At 38.6% G+C, this 21,038-nt stretch carries 21 protein-coding genes and 1 rRNA gene; 2 read left to right on the forward strand and 20 right to left on the reverse strand.

The genetic code is table 11. The features are described from left to right. Together G415_RS0106720 and G415_RS0106725 are read right to left on the reverse strand one after the other, a co-directional pair. A 16S ribosomal RNA gene (locus tag G415_RS0106720) occupies positions 1-497 on the reverse strand; the annotation flags it as partial. Positions 498-691: 194 nt separating this feature from the next. Continuing rightward, positions 692-1,423, reverse strand: a complete 732-nt coding sequence (locus G415_RS0106725; protein WP_022670889.1) for a YdcF family protein — start codon at positions 1,421-1,423, stop codon at positions 692-694. An 80-nt stretch (positions 1,424-1,503) separates the two neighbouring features. Here G415_RS0106725 and G415_RS0106730 point away from each other — a divergent pair, with 80 nt between their 5' ends. Together G415_RS0106730 and G415_RS0106735 are read left to right on the forward strand one after the other, a co-directional pair. After that, positions 1,504-2,301 (forward strand): tetratricopeptide repeat protein, encoded by a 798-nt coding sequence (locus G415_RS0106730; RefSeq protein ID WP_022670890.1) that lies wholly within the window; start codon positions 1,504-1,506, stop codon positions 2,299-2,301. Next, the gene (locus G415_RS0106735) at positions 2,279-3,031 is read left to right on the forward strand and encodes an SAM hydrolase/SAM-dependent halogenase family protein (RefSeq protein WP_022670891.1); all 753 of its coding nucleotides are present in this window, start codon (positions 2,279-2,281) and stop codon (positions 3,029-3,031) included. The genes G415_RS0106730 and G415_RS0106735 overlap by 23 nt, the downstream gene beginning before the upstream one ends. Here G415_RS0106735 and G415_RS0106740 read toward each other — a convergent pair. The 18 genes from G415_RS0106740 to nuoH all read right to left on the reverse strand — a co-directional run bounded on the left by G415_RS0106740 (position 2,958) and on the right by nuoH (position 21,037). Continuing rightward, positions 2,958-4,382 (reverse strand): ComEC/Rec2 family competence protein, encoded by a 1,425-nt coding sequence (locus G415_RS0106740; protein ID WP_022670892.1) that lies wholly within the window; start codon positions 4,380-4,382, stop codon positions 2,958-2,960. The two genes, G415_RS0106735 and G415_RS0106740, sit on opposite strands and share 74 nt — an antisense overlap. Continuing rightward, positions 4,379-5,182 carry an AmmeMemoRadiSam system protein B gene (gene amrB / locus G415_RS0106745; RefSeq protein ID WP_022670893.1) on the reverse strand — a complete coding sequence of 268 codons (804 nt, stop codon included), beginning with the start codon at positions 5,180-5,182 and terminating at the stop codon, positions 4,379-4,381. Before amrB ends, G415_RS0106740 begins: the two co-directional genes overlap by 4 nt. A gap of 9 nt (positions 5,183-5,191) precedes the next feature. After that, the gene (locus G415_RS10100; protein ID WP_022670894.1) at positions 5,192-5,449 is read right to left on the reverse strand and encodes a hypothetical protein; all 258 of its coding nucleotides are present in this window, start codon (positions 5,447-5,449) and stop codon (positions 5,192-5,194) included. Between the two features lies 1 nt (position 5,450). Continuing rightward, positions 5,451-8,039, reverse strand: coding sequence for an alanine--tRNA ligase (gene alaS, locus G415_RS0106755; RefSeq protein ID WP_022670895.1), 2,589 nt, complete (start codon positions 8,037-8,039; stop codon positions 5,451-5,453). Further along, positions 8,026-8,475: a regulatory protein RecX gene (locus G415_RS10105; RefSeq protein ID WP_022670897.1), complete on the reverse strand. Its 450-nt coding sequence runs from the start codon at positions 8,473-8,475 to the stop codon at positions 8,026-8,028. Before G415_RS10105 ends, alaS begins: the two co-directional genes overlap by 14 nt. After that, positions 8,476-9,552, reverse strand: a complete 1,077-nt coding sequence (locus G415_RS0106765; RefSeq protein ID WP_022670898.1) for a type IV pilus twitching motility protein PilT — start codon at positions 9,550-9,552, stop codon at positions 8,476-8,478. After that, positions 9,542-10,558, reverse strand: coding sequence for a recombinase RecA (recA, locus tag G415_RS0106770; protein WP_022670899.1), 1,017 nt, complete (start codon positions 10,556-10,558; stop codon positions 9,542-9,544). Before recA ends, G415_RS0106765 begins: the two co-directional genes overlap by 11 nt. Before the next feature lie 3 nt (positions 10,559-10,561). Continuing rightward, on the reverse strand, positions 10,562-11,119 hold the full coding sequence (thpR, locus tag G415_RS10795; RefSeq protein ID WP_022670900.1) for an RNA 2',3'-cyclic phosphodiesterase: 558 nt from the start codon (positions 11,117-11,119) through the stop codon (positions 10,562-10,564). Next, positions 11,116-12,126 carry a CinA family protein gene (locus tag G415_RS10985; protein ID WP_022670902.1) on the reverse strand — a complete coding sequence of 337 codons (1,011 nt, stop codon included), beginning with the start codon at positions 12,124-12,126 and terminating at the stop codon, positions 11,116-11,118. The genes thpR and G415_RS10985 overlap by 4 nt, the downstream gene beginning before the upstream one ends. Then, positions 12,123-12,587, reverse strand: coding sequence for a phosphatidylglycerophosphatase A family protein (locus G415_RS0106785; protein ID WP_022670903.1), 465 nt, complete (start codon positions 12,585-12,587; stop codon positions 12,123-12,125). Before G415_RS0106785 ends, G415_RS10985 begins: the two co-directional genes overlap by 4 nt. Next, positions 12,584-13,753 (reverse strand): aspartate aminotransferase family protein, encoded by a 1,170-nt coding sequence (locus tag G415_RS0106790; protein ID WP_022670904.1) that lies wholly within the window; start codon positions 13,751-13,753, stop codon positions 12,584-12,586. Before G415_RS0106790 ends, G415_RS0106785 begins: the two co-directional genes overlap by 4 nt. 84 nt (positions 13,754-13,837) lie before the next feature. Beyond that, positions 13,838-15,292: an NADH-quinone oxidoreductase subunit N gene (locus tag G415_RS0106795; protein ID WP_022670905.1), complete on the reverse strand. Its 1,455-nt coding sequence runs from the start codon at positions 15,290-15,292 to the stop codon at positions 13,838-13,840. Between the two features lie 14 nt (positions 15,293-15,306). Next, positions 15,307-16,869: an NADH-quinone oxidoreductase subunit M gene (locus tag G415_RS0106800; protein ID WP_022670906.1), complete on the reverse strand. Its 1,563-nt coding sequence runs from the start codon at positions 16,867-16,869 to the stop codon at positions 15,307-15,309. Positions 16,870-16,885: 16 nt separating this feature from the next. Further along, positions 16,886-18,784, reverse strand: coding sequence for an NADH-quinone oxidoreductase subunit L (gene nuoL / locus G415_RS0106805; RefSeq protein WP_022670907.1), 1,899 nt, complete (start codon positions 18,782-18,784; stop codon positions 16,886-16,888). A gap of 12 nt (positions 18,785-18,796) precedes the next feature. Continuing rightward, on the reverse strand, positions 18,797-19,093 hold the full coding sequence (gene nuoK / locus G415_RS0106810; RefSeq protein ID WP_022670908.1) for an NADH-quinone oxidoreductase subunit NuoK: 297 nt from the start codon (positions 19,091-19,093) through the stop codon (positions 18,797-18,799). Positions 19,094-19,103: 10 nt separating this feature from the next. Then, positions 19,104-19,607 (reverse strand): NADH-quinone oxidoreductase subunit J family protein, encoded by a 504-nt coding sequence (locus tag G415_RS0106815; RefSeq protein WP_022670909.1) that lies wholly within the window; start codon positions 19,605-19,607, stop codon positions 19,104-19,106. A gap of 5 nt (positions 19,608-19,612) precedes the next feature. Further along, entirely contained in the window at positions 19,613-20,032 is a 420-nt protein-coding gene (locus G415_RS0106820) for a NuoI/complex I 23 kDa subunit family protein (RefSeq protein WP_022670911.1), read from the reverse strand. Positions 20,033-20,044: 12 nt separating this feature from the next. After that, positions 20,045-21,037: an NADH-quinone oxidoreductase subunit NuoH gene (gene nuoH / locus G415_RS0106825; RefSeq protein ID WP_022670912.1), complete on the reverse strand. Its 993-nt coding sequence runs from the start codon at positions 21,035-21,037 to the stop codon at positions 20,045-20,047. Position 21,038 lies beyond the last annotated feature (1 nt).

A 21,038-nucleotide genomic window follows, 5' to 3' on the forward strand; every position in this document is an offset into this window, starting at 1 on the left:
CGTCAAGCAAGCAGGGGTATTAGCCCTGCTGCCTTCTTCCCCTCTGACAGGAGTTTACGACCCGAAGGCCTTCATCCTCCACGCGGCGTCGCTGGGTCAGGCTTTCGCCCATTGCCCAATATTCCCCACTGCTGCCTCCCGTAGGAGTCTGGCCCGTGTCTCAGTGCCAGTGTGGCTGACCATCCTCTCAGACCAGCTACCCGTCGTAGGCTTGGTAGGCCGTTACCCTACCAACTACCTGATAGGCCGCAGGCCCATCCCAGAGCGAGAGCTTGCAAGCAGAGGCCCTCTTTCCCCCTGTCTCTTGTGAGACAGGGAACTATCCGGTATTAGCCCACCTTTCGGTGGGTTATCCCAGACTCTGGGGTAGGTTACCCACGTGTTACTCACCCGTGCGCCGGTTTACTCGTCTCCCGAAGGAGACTTTCTCCCACGACTTGCATGTGTTAGGCACGCCGCCAGCGTTCGTTCTGAGCCAGGATCAAACTCTCATGTTAAAACATGAAAGTAAGACTCAATTAAGTTCTGGCTAAAACTCTATATCAACCAGGGCTTTATCTTCCATCTTGGCTTGTAAAAGATCATGTCGCTTTCAAGCGACGGAATGAGAATATAATACACTTTGGGGGAAAAGTCAAGAGTTAAAATTAATTTTTTTAATTTTTTAAAAAAGCTTAATCTGACAGGCTTTTTAAAGTATCCATGCAAGTTTTAGGCTCAAAATTCCAACATATTCATGAATTGCTTTATAAGAGTAATAGAGATTTTTCATCTGCGGCAAAAAATCAAAAAGCGTATATCTGTCTTCTATCTCAAATCCAACTGGTTTTGGAACTATTTTAAAACCAAAATGTTCAAAAACCATCTCTGCCCTTTTCATGTGATAGGCATCTGTTATGAGATAAATCCTTTTTGGCATTCTCATCCTCTCAAAAAGTTTATATGTAAACTTGCCGTTTTGGTATGTGTTCAAAGAACCATTCTCCTTCAAAACCACAGGCCTGCACTTCGATACCTTCTCTATCATCTTTAAATCTTCCAACATATTGTCTGCATCATTTGTCTTGATTCCGCCGCCACTCAAAACAAGCGGTAAATTGTATTTACATGACAAGATATACCCATAAACTAAGCGCTTAAAAGCATCTGGTGTTGTTTTTATAACATCATTCTTGTAAGAACCGCCACTTAAAACGACAACAGCAGCTGGCGAGACATTTTCAGTTAAATTTATCCTTTCAAGTGGAAATAGAAGAGCATCTTTAACAACAGATGTGGATAAAGCCCAAAGAGAAAATCCACCCAAAAGAAAAATCCACTTAAATCTTTTAACAAGAACAGAAGCAATAAACAGCAATATCACAAACGATCCAGGCGGCAAAAACAGGTATGTAAACAACTTTGATATCACATAGACAAACATACAGACATTTTTAGTAAAGAGTTAGATTTTTGCAAGTAAATTCTTGACTGAAGGGTAAGTTTGCTATATAAATCATAATGATGAGTAAGTTTTCAAAGCTAATTCTGATATTGATAGCAGCCATCATATTATCATCCTGTGCAAGCACACCAAAAAGAGAACTAACCAAAGATAAAGCTGTGCAGATAGCCCTTATAAAATACGAGATGGCAAGAAACATTATATTGCATAAGGATTACAAAAATTTAGCCGAAGCATTCGGTTATCTTGAAGACGCAAAGAAGATTTTAAAGAACGACCCAAAGGTCTATTATATGCTTGCAATAGCCTATCAAATGCGCAAAAACATGAGAAAATATGAAGAATATTTAAAAAAGACAATAAAAATAGACCCAAACTTCTTTGATGCTTACAACGCACTCGGTATATACTATTACCAGGTTAAAAAATACAACAAAGCTATAGAAATGTTCACAAAATTAATAGAAAATCCGCTATATTCAGGAGCGGATGTCGCATTTTACAACAGGGCATTAGTATATCTATCGCTTGGTAAAATCAAACAAGCAGAAGAAGATTTACAAGATGCCGTTATATTCTCAGGATATTCTAATCCGCTTTACATAAAGACACTTATCAATGTCCAGATAGCCAACAAAGAGTATCTAAAAGCTTTAAAAACTATATCGGATATGGAAAACAACATGGGCAGGTCATGTTTTACGCAGATAAAAAGGGCATTTTGTCTGTTTAAACTAAACGAGAAGCAACAAGCTCTAAGTGTTTTAAATGACATTAAAGGCAGCTCAGATAAATGCATAGAACAGAAAAATGCTTTACTAAAGGAGATTGAAAATGATATTAACGCTAACAACTGACTTTTCAGATAGCGGTGGTTTTGTCGCTCAATTAAAGGCTGAATTGATAAAGTTATTTGGAGAAGGCATAAACATAATCGATATAACACACAACATAACACCTTTTAACACAATAGAAGCTGCATACATTACGGCAACGGCACTTGATAAGTTTCCAGAAGACTCTATGCACATTGTTGTCGTTGATCCGGGTGTTGGCACGCAAAGAAACATCGTTGCAGTAAAATACAAAGGTCAAATCATCGTATCGCCAGAAAACGAAGCACTATCGCTAATAGAACCAGACGAGATAAGAGTTATCGAAAAGGAGGAAGTAAACCCAAAAAGCTCAAAGACATTCGAAGCCAGAGATATAATGGTAAGAGCCGCCTATCTTATACATAAGAATGGATTTGAAAATATTGGCAAGAAAAAAGAGACGCTCTGCTGCAGCTTAAAACCAGAGATAAAAAAGCGCAAGGTTGTTGGAAAGATAGTCTATATTGATAATTTCGGAAATTGCATATCAAACATAAAAGAAGAGCACCTAAAAGGTGGTTTTGACAAGATTATATTGAAAAACCTTATCTTCAGACACCTTGAAGATACATATCACTCACCGACAAGCTCATACAAAGCCTTAATAAACTCATCGGGTTATTTAGAGTTTGCCTATTTTAAGAAAAGCTTTGCTGATGAGTTTGGGATTGGCTATTTAGACGAGATAGAAGTTTACTTAACAGAAGAGTAAAAGAGACCAAAACAACATAAACAAACAAAATCATAATAAAATCTGATTTAACCCTCATAACTATAGCATGGGAAGACAAAAACGAGACTAAAGCAAGAAATTTACTCACGATGAAAGAGCCTATCTTGAACAGAAAAACTTTAATCCCGCCGTATGGTAAAAAACTAAAAAGGAGCAACAAAAAGGCAACAGGAACCACAACAAAACCAAATAGCGGCACAACTATCGCATTATAGACAAACGAGAAAACAGAAAGCTTACCAAAATAGTAAACAGTCAAAGGTGTGGCAAAAAGGCTCATCAACACAACAAACACAGCCCATTTAACAGGCAATTTTAAAACACTCAGCATCTCATAAAATACAATAGCAAACAGCGTCATAACAAAAGACATGACAAACGAAGGATTAAAGATTGAACGCAGGTTAAACACAAGAAACAGACTGCCAACAAGAAAAAGGCCGTTTAATGAGTTCTTTCTAAGAGAAAACACAACGGCTAAAATAAACAGCATCATCATTGCAAAAGATCTTATAGCCGGTATATGCATGCCACTTATAGCAAAATAGAGCATAGTAGGAACTAAAGCAAAATTCGAAGCAACAATTTTCAAGTTAAATCTGCGATATATAAACCCTATCATGGAAACAAGCTCATAAAACAGAAAGTAGAACATACCAAACACAAATCCCATATGGACGCCAGAGACAGCCAAAATATGGGCAGTCTGTGTATCTATAAAATCCTTCTTTATGCGTGATTTGTATCGTGAATCGCCCAAAAACGCAGAATCTAAGAAATACTCAACCTTAGAAGGCAAAAAATAGTAAAACTCATTTTCTATCTTTTCCCTTATATGCTCAATAAAAGAGATAAACTTGTTTTTGCCAGTTCTCTTTGCATATCTAACAAAACCCACACCATCAACACCAATAGAAAAAAGATATTGTCTAAACGACTGGTTTTTCAAAGAATCGATAGGCTTAACTTTAACATAAAAAATAGCTCTATCTCCAATCCGTAAATTATCAAACCTTGAAGGAGCAAAAAGAAGTAGTTTACATTTTTCACTTTTTACCAAAAAAGTTAAATGCGAGCCAAACTTAACATCAACTATATTACCTATAACCTTAGATAAATTACACACCTTCGGAGAAAAACCTTTAAAAAACACAAATGCCAAAACAGAAGAAATCAATATGGCAACTGTTATTCTTCTATCAAAAAGGGAAACAAGAAATAGGCCAAAGGCTGCAATTAGAAAAAGACGCCAAACAAAAAGACCTAAAGCAACAAAAACAAGAAAGAGAAAAACAACCAAGAAAGGGTAATCGTAAAGAAAATCCTTCATTCTATAACTATGCCGGCATACCCAACCACTTTTGAATAGTCTCCATTCACATCGCCACTGGTCTTATACATCAGCAATTCAGCCTTCTTTGCACCAAGCATTTTAGATGCAGCAATAGCAACATAAGCAGGAGCAACACCACACATCGTAATACCATACGAGCTACAGACTCTAAATAACTCATTCTCATCCAGCTTCTCTATGGCATCAATAGCCTTTCTATCCTTTTCAGCCGTCGTATTTTGGTCTTCGTAATGGTTCATATCGCTGCTTACAACAATCAAAACCCTTTTATCTAAGGATGATATGGCCTTTGCAACGGTTTCAGCAAAAGAGTAAAGCTTAGCAACATTGTGCGTGCCAACAACGACTGTTGCAACTTCATACTCATGCGGCGTTATATAATCAATAAAAGGCAATTGAACTTCTATTGAATGCTCCTGCAGGTGAGCATAGTAATCAATCTCTGCATACTCATTCTCACTCAACAAAGCAACAAGCCTGCTGTTGGACTTAACCGTTCCAAACGGCATCTCATACATGCCATCAAAAACGGAAATTTCAGCTCCAAGTCCTGTATGATTGGGTCCCATGATAAGATAAACATCAAACGGCTCAATAGAAGAGTAAACCTTTGCTGCAACATCACCAGAATAGACATACCCAGCATGCGGCACAATGATAGACTTAGGCGATATTTTTTTATCAGAAGGCTGCATAACAGCATCAAGGTATCTTTTTAGCTCACCCAAATCTGCCGGATAAAACATATCCGCAACAGCAGGCTTACGCACAAACATCTCAAACTCCTATCTATTTTGTTGAATGAGTCTTTTTAATTCTTCAATATCTTCCTTCGTTGCAAGACCAAGCTCCTTGGCCGTTTTTTTCACATCTTCAAGCACCATATCTCTAACAAGCTCTTTTCTCTTCTGCAGATGCTCTTTTGCAATATCGATTAAGCCTTTATTCTCAAGCTCTTTTTTGCCATCTTCTATTATTGAATCAATCATTCTATCAACCCTTTTACCTATACCGACAGCCAAATAGACAAGTTCGCTGAACATTTTACCCCCCTATATAGGAAGCTATATTATCGAGAACATCGTTAATTTTACCAATATCCCTTCCACCACCTTGAGCAAACTCATCTTTGCCACCGCCTTTGCCACCCAATGCTGAAGAGATACGATTCACCACATCCTTAGCTTTTATTTTACCTGTCAAATCCTTTGTAATCATCACTATTACATTAACCCTATCTTCCTTTTTGTCAAACAGCAAAACAATACCACTTTTCATCTTTGATTTTGCAACATCTCCAAGATGCCTGAGTTCTCCAAGCTCTCTATTTTCAAAAACATCAACATAGACATTTATGCCGTTTATCTTTTTCACTTTGGACTGGTCAAACTTAAGCTCGTCTTTTGAAGCCTTTTTGCTTTTTAGCTCTTCAACCTTCTTTGTAATGTCTGAGTATGCAACACCGAGTTTTGCAGCAGTCTCTTTTACAACCCTTTCAAGTTCACTTACATACTCGTAAGCTTCAAGTCCGACTTTTGCTTCTATTCGTCTTATGCCTTTTGAAACTGCAGATTCATGAATTATCTTAAACAGACCTATCTCTCCTGATGCCTTAACATGCGTTCCGCCGCACAACTCCATCGACACATCGCCAACAGACACAACCCTAACTTCATCGCCATACTTCTCATCAAACAGAGCTATGGCACCTTTGTCTATTGCTTCCTGCAGTCCCATATATTCAACATTTACTGGATAATTCTCAATAATCCAGCTATTTATCAACTCTTCAATCTTTACAATCTCTTCATCACCCAATTTAGTAAAGTGAGTAAAATCAAAACGCAAATGCTTCTCATCAACCAAAGAACCAGCCTGTCTTACATGTTTTCCAAGCACTTTAATCAAAGCAGCATCAAGTAGATGCGTTGCTGTGTGGTGCCTTGCTATATCCTTCCTTCGCGCCACATTTATCCTTAATGTGCAAACATCACCCTTTTTAAATTCACCTTCAAGCAACTCAACCTTGTGAACAAATAGCTTGCCGTCAAAATACTTTTGAACATCGCTAACATAAGCCTTTGAGCCATCTTTTAAAATAAAGCCCGTATCTGCAACTTGACCGCCACCTTCTGCATAAAACGGCGTCTCTTTAAAAATAAGATAGTATATTCCTTTTTCTACTTTATCTTTAATCTGCTTATCTTCTCCTACTATGCCAACAAGCTTTGACTTTATTTCAAACTCATCATATCCAACAAATTTTGTCTCTTTTACTTCCTTAAAAATCTCGCCAAAAGCATCCCAAACGAACTCTTCTCCTGTTCCTTTCCATGACTTTCTTGATGCTTCTCTCTGTTTTTCAAGCAACTCATTGAAACCCTTTAAATCAACTTCAAAACCATTCTCCTTTGCTATATCAACCGTTAAATCAATAGGAAATCCGTATGTATCGTAAAGCTTAAAGGCACTTTCTGCATCAACAACCTTCTTGGGTGATTTCTCAAAAATCTCATTCAATATCTTTAACCCGCTCTCGAGTGTCTCAAAGAACTGCTCTTCTTCTGCTTTTACAACATTTACAACCGTATCCCTGCTCTGAATAATCTCTGGATACGCATCGCCCATAACTTCATTTACCGTATCGATAAACCTATGTAAGAACGGTTCGCTTACACCAAGCTTTTTGCCAAATCTCATAGCCCTGCGCATTATTCTTCTTAGAACATAACCTCTACCTTCTTTGTCTGGAAAGACACCATCGGTTATAAGAAAATCCATGGCTCGCAGATGGTCTGCTATAACCCTTATGCCAACATCAGCCTTCTCTTCCTTGCCGTATTGCACTTTAAAGAAATCACTCAAAGCAGAGATTATATGCTTAAAGACATCTGTATCAAAGTTGCTATGAACACCTTGAAGTATTGCCGCAACTCTTTCAAGGCCCATACCCGTATCAATGCTCGGTTTTGGCAGCGGATTCAGATTGCCACTCTCATCCCTATCAAACTGCATAAAAACAAGGTTCCAAAGCTCCAAAAATCTATCACAATCACACGCAACAGAGCAGTCTGGCCTGCCACAGCCAACTTCAGGTCCTTGGTCTATGTGAATCTCTGAGCATGGGCCACAAGGACCTGTATCACCCATAGCCCAGAAGTTGTCATGTTCATCCATTCTCACTATCCTTGATGATGGCACACCTTCCTGCTTATTCCATATTTCAAATGCTTCGTCATCTTCTCTAAAAATCGTTATCCATAGCTTATCCTTATCTATACCAAGCACCCTTGTAACAAAATCCCAGCCAAAGTGTATAGCTTCCTTCTTAAAATAATCACCAAAGGAGAAGTTGCCCAGCATCTCAAAGAATGTGTGATGTCTTGCAGTATATCCAACATTTTCAAGGTCATTATGTTTTCCACCAGCCCTAACACACTTCTGACAGCTCGTTGCCCTTTTATAATCCCTTTTCTCTTTACCTAAAAAGACATTCTTAAACTGAACCATTCCAGCATTAACAAACAATAGCGTTGGGTCATTCTTTGGCACAAGTGGAGCACTCTTTACAATCGTATGTCCATTCTCTTTAAAATACTCCAAAAACGCCCTTCTTAAGTCAGCTGACTTCATTTCTCTCCCTCACATTGTATTTATTTATTAACTCAAATATTTTCTCTTTATCAAAACCACGCCTGTATAAGGCATCAAACAGCTTCTTTGAAGGGTTCTTTTTATTTTCAACCTGCTTTAGTTTTTTCAAAAAATACTCTTCAATCATCTCTTCTTTATCTTCAAGTAGCCTATCAACAATCTCTTCCTTTATGCCTTTCTCTTTAAGCTCAAACCTTATACGCCTTTTTCCATAGCCGTTTTTAAGTCTAAAAAAGATGTAATTTTCAGCAAATCTCTCATCGTTCAAAAAATTTTTCTCTTTAAGATACAGTATTGTATCTTCAATGTCCTTCTTATCAAAGCCCTTGCCGTTTAATTTCTCTCTAAGCTGAAGCTCCGTATAGTCTCTTCTGTTTAAAAGTCTCAAAGCATACTTCAGCGCTTCATTGTCCATTTACACAATTCCACGAGCCTTAAGCATAAAGTCGTTTGGATTGGTTGCATACTCTTTAGCCGTTTCAAGGTCAACAAGGCCTTTGTTGTAAAGCTCAAGCAGAGACTGGTCGAATGTCTGAGTGCCGTATGTATCCCTGTTTAACTCTATCGACCTTCTGACATTGTGGATTTTTTCAGAATCTAATATTGCATCCCTAACAAGTTCCGTTGCTATCATTATCTCAACAGCTGGAACCATACCCTTGCCATCTTTCCTTTTTAAAAGCCTTTGGGATATAACAGCTTCCAATGTCGCAGAAAGCTGAAGTCTTATCTGTCTCTGCTCATTCAAAGGAAACGATGCGATAATTCTGTTTATCGTCTCAACAGAATCCTTTGTGTGCAGTGTCGACATAACAAGATGACCAGTCTCAACAGCTTCTAAAGCTGTCATTATCGTCTCTCTATCTCTCATCTCACCAACCAAGATAACATCTGGGTCTTCCCTTAAAGCACCACGCAACCCGTCAGCAAAGGTTAAAACATCATATCCAACTTGTCTTTGAACAATCGATGAGTTTATATCCTTATGCAAATACTCAATTGGGTCTTCAATCGTTATAACATGTTTCTTTTTTCTTTTGTTTATTATATCAATCATCGTGGCAAGTGTTGTTGATTTACCAGAGCCCGTTATACCTGTGACAAGGACAAGTCCTCTTGGTTTTAGGGCTATTGTCTCTATGACTTTGGGCAGATTTAACTCTTCTAACGATGGAATATCAAACGGAATAAATCTAAAAACAGCTGCAATCGTCCCACGCTGATAGAATATATTTACCCTGAATCGTCCAACCCCAGAAAGACCATAACCCAAATCGACTTGTCTCTCTTTGTGAAATTTATCAACCAAAAAATCATCAACCTTTTCGCTATTCAAAAATTCTTCAAAATCCTCAAGTTTTAAAACATCATCACTTTCATCCCTTAGCATCTCTCCATTAACCCTATAAAAAGGCTTTGAACCAACCTTTATATGAATATCACTCGCTTTTTTCTCTGACACACCTTTTCTTAAAAAATCATCAATCTTCATTCTCTTCTCCTTTTGCCTTACAGTTAAGCTTTTCTCTTAACTTGTTCTCTATCTCTTCAAGCAGCTCTGGTCTCTCCTTTAGAAACTCCTTTGCATTCTCTCTTCCCTGTCCCAATCTCTCATCGTTGTAAGAGAACCAAGAACCGCTCTTGTCAACAATATCATGCTCAACGGCAAGGTCTAAAATGTCTCCAACTCTATCTACACCCTGACCGTAAATAATATCAAACTCCGTCTCTTTAAACGGTGGTGCAACCTTATTCTTTACCACTTTAACTTTTACCCTATTACCAACTGCTTCGCCACCCTGTTTTATTGGTGTTCCTGTTTTTCTTATCTCCATTCTCATTGAAGCATAAAACTTCAAAGCATTTCCGCCTGTTGTCGTCTCGGGATTGCCGAACATAACACCAATCTTCATTCTTATCTGATTCAAAAATATTATCGATGTGTTCGATTTGCTTATTGCACCGGTTAGTTTCCTTAAAGCTTGACTCATCAGACGAGCCTGCAAGCCCACATGCGCATCACCCATATCACCTTCAATTTCAGCCTGTGGAACCAAAGCCGCAACAGAGTCAACAACAATTAAATCAACAGCATTGCTCCTTACGAGTGTATCGATTATCTCGAGTGCCTGCTCACCTGAGTCTGGTTGACTAATAAGAAGATTATCCACATCAACACCCAGTTTTTCTGCATAGTTAACATCCAAAGCATGCTCAGCATCGACAAAAGCAGCTATACCACCCTGCTGTTGAGCTGAAGCTATGCAGTGCAGAGCTATTGTTGTCTTTCCGCTGGACTCCTGACCATAAATCTCGATTATTCTCCCTTTTGGAATACCGCAAACACCCAAAGCAACATCAAGCGATAAAATGCCTGTCGGGATAACATTCACATCAACAGCCTTCATCTCTCCAAGACGCATAAGTGCGCCTTTACCAAATGTCTTTTCTATCTTTGAGATAGCCATATTCAAAGATTGCAGTTTTTTCTCATCCATCTCTTACTTCTCCTTAAACATAAATTTCTCAAGCTTATTATACTCAGCGCCCTTTTTGTAAAGCTTACTTTCATACAGGTAAAAACCTTCAACTTCGAAAGATAGGTCATTGGATTTTGCAAAATCAGATGAAACCCTTAAAGCTTCGATTATCTCTTCCTTTGAAATGCCTTTCATTCTGCCTATGGTAAGATGACAGAACGGTTTGTTGTCTGCTTTTCTAAATATCTCAAGTTCCTTATTGATAGTATTAGAGATGCTCTCAAAAATAGAGTTAAACTCACCAAGCCATAAAACAGAAGGATTTTCAAGACTCTTAAACACGCCAGCTTTATTTAAAGATATCCTAAACCTATCAAACTTTTCAGAGTTGCCCTTCAATATCTCAACAATCCTATTCACAGATTGAGACGGCTGCTCACCCAAAAATTTAACGGTTATGTGCATATTGGGTTTGGCAGTTAATCTTATGCGTTTTGTTATTCTTGCTATCTCTTTTTCAAGCTCTAAGATTTTCTCTTTTATATTCTCTGGAATATCAAAAGCAACAAAAACTCTCATTCGCCCAGAATAAAAGACCTTAACATTAAAATGGCAAAGCGTGAAGATTTATCTCTTACCAACCTTCTATTGCCAGAAAATACCATCTTTCTTGTTATAACCCTGCTCTTTGATGCAAAACCAAAATAGACAAGGCCAACCGGCTTTGCTTTGGTTGCACCCGTTGGTCCTGCTATTCCCGTTATAGAGACAGAATAATCCGCAGATGTCAAAGCTAAAGCACCAACCGCCATCTGATAGGCAACTTCTTCGGATACGGCACCAACCCTATAAAGCAGATTAGAGTTTACCTTTATAACATTAACCTTGAGTTTGTTTGAGTATGTTATCGCTCCACCTTCCAAAAACTCAGACACACCTGGAACATTCGCTATCCTTGCAGCAACAAGACCCGCAGTGCAGGATTCTGCCGTTGCAATCTTAACCTTGCCTTTGCTAAGCAACGCATCAAATAGCGCTTCTTCTGGTGTTTTCCCGCAAGTCGTATATGCAAAATCATAACCTTTAAGCTTATCCTTTGGCACAGACAAGATTGATTCAACTTCATCTGCATACACACAGAACTCATCCTTTGATAAATCCCTGCCAAATACCTTTACTATCCTTCTATCCGAAGAGAAAGGTTTTAACGCTTCTTTTAAATCAACATTCTCTTTCAAATCATAAGGCAAGAATAGAACAGGCTTATCATAAACAACATCAAAAAATATACCATCTTTGAGCTTTTTAAATCCCTTCGCTATGACATACGGTTTCTCATCTTCAACAAATACGCTGCTTCTTTCAAACTCAATAAGCATGGTTTTCTGAAGGTCTGGCCAACTCTTCGAAGAGTAAACAAAAATCAAGCCGTCAGACTGCTCATAAGCCAACCTTGAGACAAATCTTAGCTTAGACAAATCAAATACATTAAATTCACAGCATATATCAACACCGCATTCAAAAAAACGATTCCTATCTATGCCCTTATCAACATCAAAACCTACATAAATAACTGCACTTTTCATCTTATTATAACCTGTAAAACAATATTTACTATCAATCCGCCCACAGCATCATCTATCATTATACCAAAACCACCACCTATTCTCTCAAGTATATTTAACGGTGGAACCTTAGATATATCGACAGCCCTAAACAGCAAAAAACCAGCTATAGCCATAACGGGAGTATATGGAACAGCGATAAAACAGATGAGCATACCAACAACTTCGTCTATTATAACAAACGAAGGGTCTTTTATACCATACACATTCTCCATTACATCGCTTGCAAATACTCCAACAATAAACAGAACAACAACAAAAAAAACATAGAAAACCAACGAAAAATCCTTAAGAAACATATAAATAAGCAGTCCAAACAGACTGCCCATTGTTCCTGGAGCATAAGCAGTATAACCTATCCCAAAAATTGTGCTTATGTGCTCTGAAAACCGCTGTATGGAGTCTTCATTAAAAAATTTCATTGATATTCCCTGCAAAACTGCAAGAACAGGTCTATCTCTTCCTTTTGTATTATTAAAGGTGGTTCGAGTCTAACCGTTCTGTCAGAAGCCTTACCTACGAGCATTTTGCTCTCAAACGCCTTCCTAACAAACCTATCAGCTTTTTGAGAGTCTCCAAACTCAATTCCTATCATTAAACCAAAACCCTTAATTCTTAAAATATCCCTATTGCTGCCGAATATCTTATTGAGTTCTTCAAGAAGATAATCACCCATCATGCCTGCATAAGAAGAGAGATTGTTCTCTATCACATACTCAACAACAGACTTCGAAACGGCGCAAGCGAGCGGATTACCACCAAATGTGCAACCGTGTGTTCCGTATGTAAACTTTTCTGCAACAAAATCCTTAGCAATCATACAACCTATCGGAAAACCACCACCCAAACCCTTTGCAAGTGTTATTATATCTGGCTCAACATCATAATGTTGATATGCAAATAGTTTTCCTGTTCTTCCTATACCCGTTTGAACTTCGTCTGCAATAAAGAGTATATCGTGTTTTTTGCAGTAATCATAAACTCTGGTCATAAACTCCTTATCTGCAGGATTAATACCACCTTCACCCTGAACAAACTCAACAAATACAGCAACAACAGTATCATCAACCTTCTTCAAGAAATCATCAAAGTTGTTAAATTCAACATAATCAAAACCTTCAGGTATAGGCTCAAAACCTTTATGGTATTTGGTTTGGCCTGTCAAGGCAAGACTGCCGAGTGTCCTACCATGAAACGAGTCCTTAAAGGATAAAATTCTATTTCTCTTTGGATTGCCATATATTCTTGCAAGCTTCAAAGCCGCTTCGTTTGCTTCTGCTCCACTGTTTACAAAGAATGCTTTATCACAACAACTGTTATTTGCGAGCAATTCGGCAAGTTCTGTCTGCTGTTTTATATGATACAGATTAGAAACATGGATAAGCTTCTCTGCCTGTTTTTTAATTGACTCAACAACAACAGGATGGGAATGGCCAAGACTATTTACCGCTATTCCAGCTAAAAGGTCAAGATACCTATCACCTTCGGGTGTAAATAGAAAAACACCTTCGCCTTTTTCAAAATATACTTCAAACCTCTCGTATGTTTTTATTAAATACCTATCGGATTTTAAAAAAATATTGCCCATCTTTACTCCCTCGACCTTATTATTATTTAGCTGACTATGATTGTCAAGAAAAAGAGCAAAGGGAGAAGACTCCCTTCACCCTATTTAGAAAGGTATTGACTTCAAAGCCATGTCAAGAAACTGGCTTGGGAAGATTCCAATGTAGAGAACAGCTATAGCCATAACGAGTATAACAGCCTTCACAGGAACACTGTTGAATACTTCAATTTTCTCTTCGGTATCATCCTTCATGTACATTGTAACTATGACACCCAGATAGAAATATGCAGAGATAGCACTATTTATAACACCGATAACGGCAAGCCAGTAAAGATGAGCTTTTACGGCTGCAGAGAAAAGATAGTATTTACCCACAAATCCAACCGTTGGTGGTACGCCAGCAAGACAGAACATAAAGATGAGCATAGCAGCGCCTATCAGTGGATACTTATAGCCAAACCCTTTTAAGTTTGCTATCTCCGTTCCCCTATCTTCTTTCTGGCTTATAAACTCAGCAACTGCAAATGCACCCAAGTTCATAAAGAGATATCCAAACAGATAGAACATTACAGAGCCATATCCAAGCTCATTTGCAGCCGTTATACCAACAAGCATATAACCGGCATGTGCAATTGAAGAGTAACCCAAAAGTCTTTTTAAATCCTTCTGCCACAGAGCAACCGTATTACCGAATGTCATGGTAAGAACAGCTATAATCCATAAAACCTTCGTCCAGTGAATTTCGATTGGACCAAGACCAACAACAAGAAATCTTAACAGAGCCAAAAAACTAGCAGCCTTTGGAGCAATAGACATGAACGCACTCATTGGAGTTGGTGCAGACGCGTAAACATCAGGTGTCCAAGAGTGGAATGGGAAGGATGCAATCTTAAATCCAAATCCAACAAACACGAACAAGAAAGCCAAGATTGCTATGTATTTATAGAAGTTTGAAGCTGACGACAAAGATGCCTTAATCGTATTCAAATCAACACTGCCAAACAGTCCATAGAATAAACCTATACCCAGAACCAGAAAAGTTGAAGCAAAGGAGCCAAGAATGAAATATTTCATCGCACCTTCAACGCTCTCATCCTTATTCCTTAAGAAACCAGTCAGTATATACATACCGATTGAGAGTGTCTCAACGGCTATAAACATAACAATAAGATTATAGGTTGATGCGAGTATCTGCATAGCCACGATGGAAAAGAGCAAAACTTCGTAGTACTCACCGAGATTCACATCTTCTCTTTTTAAGAAGTCAAAGCTCATAACGATTGCAACAAACGCTGTAAGTAACATAATAACACTTGCCAAGTTGCTTGCCCTATCCATTACTATCATGTTGTTAAACGCCGTTAGGTTGCTGTTATACATAACAACAACACTGGCAAAAGAAAACACAACACCAAACAAGGCAAGCAACCCATTCAGAGCCTTCATCTTCTTAGGGAGCCACAAATCAATTAACAGGATTGCAAAAGCAAATCCCGTCAATATCAATTCTGGCACTATCGCCGTTAAATCCTTCAGTGAATACACCATTGCGATATTCATTTTTCAACTCCCCTTTAACCTTTTTTAATAACCACTGTTTTAATTAGTGAAGCTTCCTGATGAGCAGAAACATTAACGCTTACAGTGGTTCTATTTACCTGCTTAAGCAGATGTTCTACAGATACCCTCATCTTTGACAAGAATGTGCGTGGGTATATACCTATCCAGAAAACAAACACTAATAGCGGCACAAGATATAACCACTCCCTTATTGTCATATCAGGCAGTCCAAGGTTTTTTGGATTCGTAACCTTATTGAAGAATACCCTTTTATACATCGTAAGCATATAAACGGCCGAGAAAAGACCACCAAATGCCACAATTATACCGTAAATTGGATGTCTCAAGAAAGCTCCAAGAAGTATCATAAACTCACCTATAAAACCGTTTGTGCCGGGAACAGCAATAGAAGAGAGTGTAAATATCATAAAAAACACTGCAAATACAGGAACAAGATAAGCTAATCCACCATATTCAGATATCAGCCTTGTATGTCTTCTTTCATAAACTATACCAACCAAAAGGAACAAGGCGCCTGTTGAGATTCCGTGGTTTATCATTTGGAGTATTGAACCTTCAAGACCAGTCTGAGTCAAAGCAAACATACCCAACATCGAATAACCCAAGTGAGAAACAGATGAATAAGCGACAAGCTTCTTAATATCAGGCTGGACCATAGCAACAAAGGCACCGTAGAAGATACCGATTATTGCCAGAATTATAACAAGAACCGCAAAAGCATGGCTCATGTCCGGGAACATAGGAAGATTAAATCTCAAAAATCCGTAAGTTCCCATCTTAAGCAATATACCAGCAAGAATGACAGAGCCAGCCGTTGGCGCTTCCACGTGCGCCCAAGGCAACCATGTATGGAACGGCCACATTGGAACCTTGATTGCAAACGCTAAGAAGAAAGCCAAGAACAACCACAACTGCAAGTGGTGCGGAAGTGGAGTTTCCATCAACTTAACTATATCGGTTGTATATGTGCCAGTAAAGTGATGATGCAAGAAGTAAAGAGCCATGATAGCAACCATCATAAGAACGCTACCAGCAAAAGTGTAAAGGAAAAACTTCATTGTTGCAAATACCCTATTTGGACCACCCCAAATACCAATCATCAGATACATAGGTATAAGCTGAACTTCCCAGAAAACATAGAACAAGAACATATCGAGAGAGATAAATACTCCCAGCATGCCTGTTTGCATCAAAAGAATAGTTATGTTAAACAGCTTCACTTTTTTATCGATAGCCTTCCAAGTAGAAAGCTGAGCTAAAGGAGTCAAGAAGGTCGTCAAAAGCACCAGCCATAAACTTATACCATCAACACCTACATAATATTGAAAACCTAATGACTTAATCCACGGCACCCTTTCAACAAACTGCATGTGCCATGTTGATGGATTAAAGTAGAATAGAAGTGGAAGAGACACAAAGAAATCTAAAACCAGAAATCCAAAAGTGACATACCTAATTAAATTTTCATTCTTCTCGTTAATTAGTGCCACTATAAAAGCACCAACCAACGGCAAGAAGGTTATCGTCGTCAAAATCGGAAAATGCAGCTCATTCATAAGCCCTACTCCTTAATTAAATAATTTTAACAAGATACCAACCGCTTAAGATGATTATACCCATACTTATCCAATAAGCATAATTATTAACAAATCCCGTTTGTAGCAATCTCAATCCTCTTCCCACTCTACCAGCTATCCAACCGGCTCCATCGACCATACCCTTATCTATGAGTATAACATCGACAATCTTCCACAAGAAGTTCGTTGATACCCACCAGAACGGCTTAACGATGCAGCAATACACAAACTCATCAACATAGTAAGTGTTTGCAAGCAATGTGTATATCGGTTTGAACATATTCGCAATTTTGTCTGCTGTGATAATTTTCTTGATATAAATGAGCCATGCAGCAAGAATACCTGAAAGACCCATAGTTACAGAAATACCCATCAATAAAGCCTCAGAGTAGTGTGCTTCATGGGCAACCTCTGTTGTTGGAGCAGTGTGAGTAACAAACCACTCAAATGGTATATGGCCACCGAATTTAATACCTACCCAGCCACCAACAATGGAAAGTATTCCAAGAACCCACATAGGTATAGTCATAACAGGTGGAGCTTCATGTGTATGTAAATCGTGATACAATCCTTCAACTTTTTCTTCTCCATAGAAAACATTAAATACAAATCTAAACATATAAAAAGCTGTTAGAAATGCCGTAACTTCTCCAACTATCCATATAATAGGATGACCCATTTCTAAAGCTGAGGCAAGTATAGCATCTTTTGAAAAGAAGCCTGCAAATGGTGGAATACCAGAGATAGCAAGTGAAGCTATGACCATTAAAATGGCCGTCTGCGGCATGTATTTCTTTAAATTACCCATTAAATCTATGGAGAGAAGACCTCTCATTGAATGCATTACCGCACCAGCTCCAAGGAAGAGTAAACCTTTAAAGAAAGCATGCGTCATAAGATGGAACATACCTGTCCAGTAAGCTCCAACACCAACACCAATGAACATGTATCCAAGCTGGGATAATGTCGAATAAGCAAGAATTCTTTTGATATCTTTATGTGTAAGTGCCATTGTTGCTGCATAAAACGCTGTAAAAGCACCTACACTTGCAACAACCTCCTGAGCTACTGGAGCAAGAGAGTATATTGCGTTTGATCTTGCTACCATATAGACACCAGCTGTAACCATCGTCGCGGCATGAATCAACGATGAAACAGGTGTTGGACCTTCCATAGCATCAGTAAGCCATATATACAATGGGAACTGAGCAGACTTACCAACAGCACCAACAAACAAGGCCAAACCTATTATTGTAGCAGCCGTAGAGCCATACCCTAAAACCTCTTCAGCCCTTGGAAAAACATTAGAATATGTAACGCTTCCAAAGTGATAAATCAAAAACAGAATACCGATAATAAAACCAGCATCACCAATTCTGTTTACTACAAATGCTTTTTCACCCGCATCTGCAGCTGTATCCTTCTCGTACCAGAAACCGATTAATAAATAAGATGCAAGACCAACGCCTTCCCAACCGACAAACATCAACAAGTAGTTGTTTCCAAGAACAAGAATCAACATTGCTGTAACAAACAGGTTGAGATAGGCAAAGTATCTTGCATATCCCCTATCACCTGCCATGTATCCATTAGAATAGATATGAATCATCCAAGAGACGAATGTAACAACAAACAGCATCACTGCACTTACATAGTCAACTCTTAAACCGAAGGGAACTTCAAGTCCTTTGAATGGCATCCAAGTGAAGTATGTAAACTCCACTATATGACCATGTAAAACAGACCAGATAGGAAACAATCCTAAAATAAATGAAATACCTAAAGCAGATGCCGCTATTATACCCGCCACAGGTTTTGTCCACTTACCAAAAATACCATTGATTAAGAAACCTATCAGCGGCGTTAACACGATAAATAACAGTATTACCTTCATCGCCTTACCCCTCTACTTTCTTAAGATTGAGAAGTCGTTAATATCAACACTCTTTTTCCTTTTATACATCATAACGGCTATTGCAAGGCCAACGGCTGTTTCACTTGCAGCTACAGCAGCTACAAACAAAAACATAACCTGACCCGAAACATTACCAATGTAATAAGACATAGTTATAAGCAGAAGACCTGCGCCGTTTATCATAATCTCCAACGACATTAGCACTATCATAAAGTTTCTTCTTATCATCACTCCTGTAGCACCAATCGCAATCAACAGTGCCGAGACAACCATGTATTGAGTTAACATTTCAACCCCCTTACTTTATATCCCTTTTGGTCAATACAACGGCACCAAGCAACGCAACAAGCAAGATAATAGCCGTTATTTCAAAGGGCAGCAAATAATGTTTAAACAAAACTTCTCCTATAAGCTGAGTATTGCTGCCATTTATTGCGAGATTCTTGCCTGCATTTCCCATATTTATATGAAATTTAATAGCAAGCAAAATCAAATCGGCAAGCAAACCAGCACCTAACATAGCAGGCCAGAACCACTGTGAATTAAATCTCTTTAAACCTTCTATCGTTCTTCTATCCATAACCATCATTGTAAGCATAATCATAACGGCAATAGCTCCAGCATATACAATAACTTGGAGCATGGCATTAAACTGCGCATGAAGCATAACAAATAGACCTGCTATACCAAAAAACGCAAGAATCATAAACAAAGCAGCTCTGTAAGGATTCTTGCTTAAAAGCACTCCCAGCGCTCCAACGACAGTTATAAAAGCTATAATGTAAAATACTAATGCTTCCATTTCTATCACCCTTTTTTAGTTTTAGTATTTAACAGCTGCTCTTTTGTATAGATAAATTTCTCCCTATCATACTCAGCAAGTTCATATACATCCGTCATACTCAAGGCAAGTTCAGGACAGACTTCAACACACAAACCACAGAACAGACACCTTCCCAAATCTATTTCATACCCTGCAGCGTTCTTTGTGTGGTCTTCATTCTCAACAGGTGTAATTTTTATACATTTGGAAGGACAAACCCTTTCGCAAAGACCACAGTCTATACATTTTATTTTTCCGCTATCTTCGAATGTCTCAAGTTTATGCAACCATCTGCCACGCTCAGGTACTTCCAATCTCTCATCTGGATATTGGCAGGTAACTGCATGCGTGAACAGATACTTTATCGTTACGCTTAAACCTTTTCTCAAATCGTTAAATAACATGGCGCCTTCCTCCTACAAAACTGGTAAACCCACTGCCAAGGCAAAACCTGTCCAAAGAATGTTCAAAACCATTAAAGGCAGTAGGATTTTCCAGGCTATATTCATAAGCTGGTCGTATCTGTATCTTGGAAATGTTCCCCAGAACCATGTAAACATAAAAATGAAGGCTAATATCTTAATCCAATACCATACAAAGCCCGGCAGAACAGGTCCTGTCCATCCACCCAAGAACACGATACTTGCCAAAGCCGATACAACAAATATCGTAACATACTGTCCAAAGAAAAACATACCCATCTTTAAGCCAGAAAACTCTGTCATGTGGCCTGCAACAAGCTCTGGCTCTGCTTCTGGCAAGTCAAACGGAACCCTTGCACACGCCGCAATCATAGCTATTACAAAGGCCACAAAGGCAAAGGGCTGGTAAAAAACGAACCACAAATGTTTTTGTGCTTCCACTATTTTGTTTAAGTCCAATGAGTGTGCCATTAAAATAGGGTTCAACAAAGCCAAAGCCAAGATTGCTTCATAACTTACAACCTGTGCTGCTTCTCTCTGGGAACCTGTAAACGCATATTTACTTCCACCAGATGCTATACCTGCAGTTAAAACACCAAACGATGCAAGACCCAACATTGCAAGGATAAACAGAACATCAACATTTGAGTGGAATACACTTAAGTAAAACACTTTACCACTCGAAAGATGAATCGGCGGTCCAAACGGTATAGCTATAGCAGCTGCAAACGGTAAAGTTGCAGCTATAGCTGGAGCAAGCCAAAATAAGGGTTTATCAGCCCTATCTGGAATAACATCTTCCTTCCAAAAGCTCTTTATCGTATCAGCTATAGGCTGCAAGAGACCATGCCAGCCAACCCTCTTTGGTCCAATTCTTTGTTGCATATGACCGATAACCTTTCTCTCATACCAAGTCGCATACATAACATAAACACTCAGAACAGTAACAACCACTATCAACTTTATTAACGCTATTAATACTTCCATA

The organism is Hippea alviniae EP5-r, assembly GCF_000420385.1.
GTDB classification, from domain to species: domain Bacteria; phylum Campylobacterota_A; class Desulfurellia; order Desulfurellales; family Hippeaceae; genus Hippea; species Hippea alviniae.

Excerpts from the sequence above, each read along its gene's own strand:
- G415_RS0106725 (WP_022670889.1), bottom strand. The coding sequence starts at position 1,423 with ATGTTTGTCTATGTGATATCAAAGTTGTTTACATACCTGTTTTTGCCG.
- G415_RS0106730 (WP_022670890.1), top strand. The coding sequence starts at position 1,504 with ATGAGTAAGTTTTCAAAGCTAATTCTGATATTGATAGCAGCCATCATA.
- G415_RS0106735 (WP_022670891.1), top strand. The coding sequence starts at position 2,279 with ATGATATTAACGCTAACAACTGACTTTTCAGATAGCGGTGGTTTTGTC.
- G415_RS0106740 (WP_022670892.1), bottom strand. The coding sequence starts at position 4,382 with ATGAAGGATTTTCTTTACGATTACCCTTTCTTGGTTGTTTTTCTCTTT.
- amrB (WP_022670893.1), bottom strand. The coding sequence starts at position 5,182 with ATGTTTGTGCGTAAGCCTGCTGTTGCGGATATGTTTTATCCGGCAGAT.
- G415_RS10100 (WP_022670894.1), bottom strand. The coding sequence starts at position 5,449 with ATGTTCAGCGAACTTGTCTATTTGGCTGTCGGTATAGGTAAAAGGGTT.
- alaS (WP_022670895.1), bottom strand. The coding sequence starts at position 8,039 with ATGAAGTCAGCTGACTTAAGAAGGGCGTTTTTGGAGTATTTTAAAGAG.
- G415_RS10105 (WP_022670897.1), bottom strand. The coding sequence starts at position 8,475 with ATGGACAATGAAGCGCTGAAGTATGCTTTGAGACTTTTAAACAGAAGA.
- G415_RS0106765 (WP_022670898.1), bottom strand. The coding sequence starts at position 9,552 with ATGAAGATTGATGATTTTTTAAGAAAAGGTGTGTCAGAGAAAAAAGCG.
- recA (WP_022670899.1), bottom strand. The coding sequence starts at position 10,558 with ATGGATGAGAAAAAACTGCAATCTTTGAATATGGCTATCTCAAAGATA.
- thpR (WP_022670900.1), bottom strand. The coding sequence starts at position 11,119 with ATGAGAGTTTTTGTTGCTTTTGATATTCCAGAGAATATAAAAGAGAAA.
- G415_RS10985 (WP_022670902.1), bottom strand. The coding sequence starts at position 12,126 with ATGAAAAGTGCAGTTATTTATGTAGGTTTTGATGTTGATAAGGGCATA.
- G415_RS0106785 (WP_022670903.1), bottom strand. The coding sequence starts at position 12,587 with ATGAAATTTTTTAATGAAGACTCCATACAGCGGTTTTCAGAGCACATA.
- G415_RS0106790 (WP_022670904.1), bottom strand. The coding sequence starts at position 13,753 with ATGGGCAATATTTTTTTAAAATCCGATAGGTATTTAATAAAAACATAC.
- G415_RS0106795 (WP_022670905.1), bottom strand. The coding sequence starts at position 15,292 with ATGAATATCGCAATGGTGTATTCACTGAAGGATTTAACGGCGATAGTG.
- G415_RS0106800 (WP_022670906.1), bottom strand. The coding sequence starts at position 16,869 with ATGAATGAGCTGCATTTTCCGATTTTGACGACGATAACCTTCTTGCCG.
- nuoL (WP_022670907.1), bottom strand. The coding sequence starts at position 18,784 with ATGAAGGTAATACTGTTATTTATCGTGTTAACGCCGCTGATAGGTTTC.
- nuoK (WP_022670908.1), bottom strand. The coding sequence starts at position 19,093 with ATGTTAACTCAATACATGGTTGTCTCGGCACTGTTGATTGCGATTGGT.
- G415_RS0106815 (WP_022670909.1), bottom strand. The coding sequence starts at position 19,607 with ATGGAAGCATTAGTATTTTACATTATAGCTTTTATAACTGTCGTTGGA.
- G415_RS0106820 (WP_022670911.1), bottom strand. The coding sequence starts at position 20,032 with ATGTTATTTAACGATTTGAGAAAAGGTTTAAGCGTAACGATAAAGTAT.
- nuoH (WP_022670912.1), bottom strand. The coding sequence starts at position 21,037 with ATGGAAGTATTAATAGCGTTAATAAAGTTGATAGTGGTTGTTACTGTT.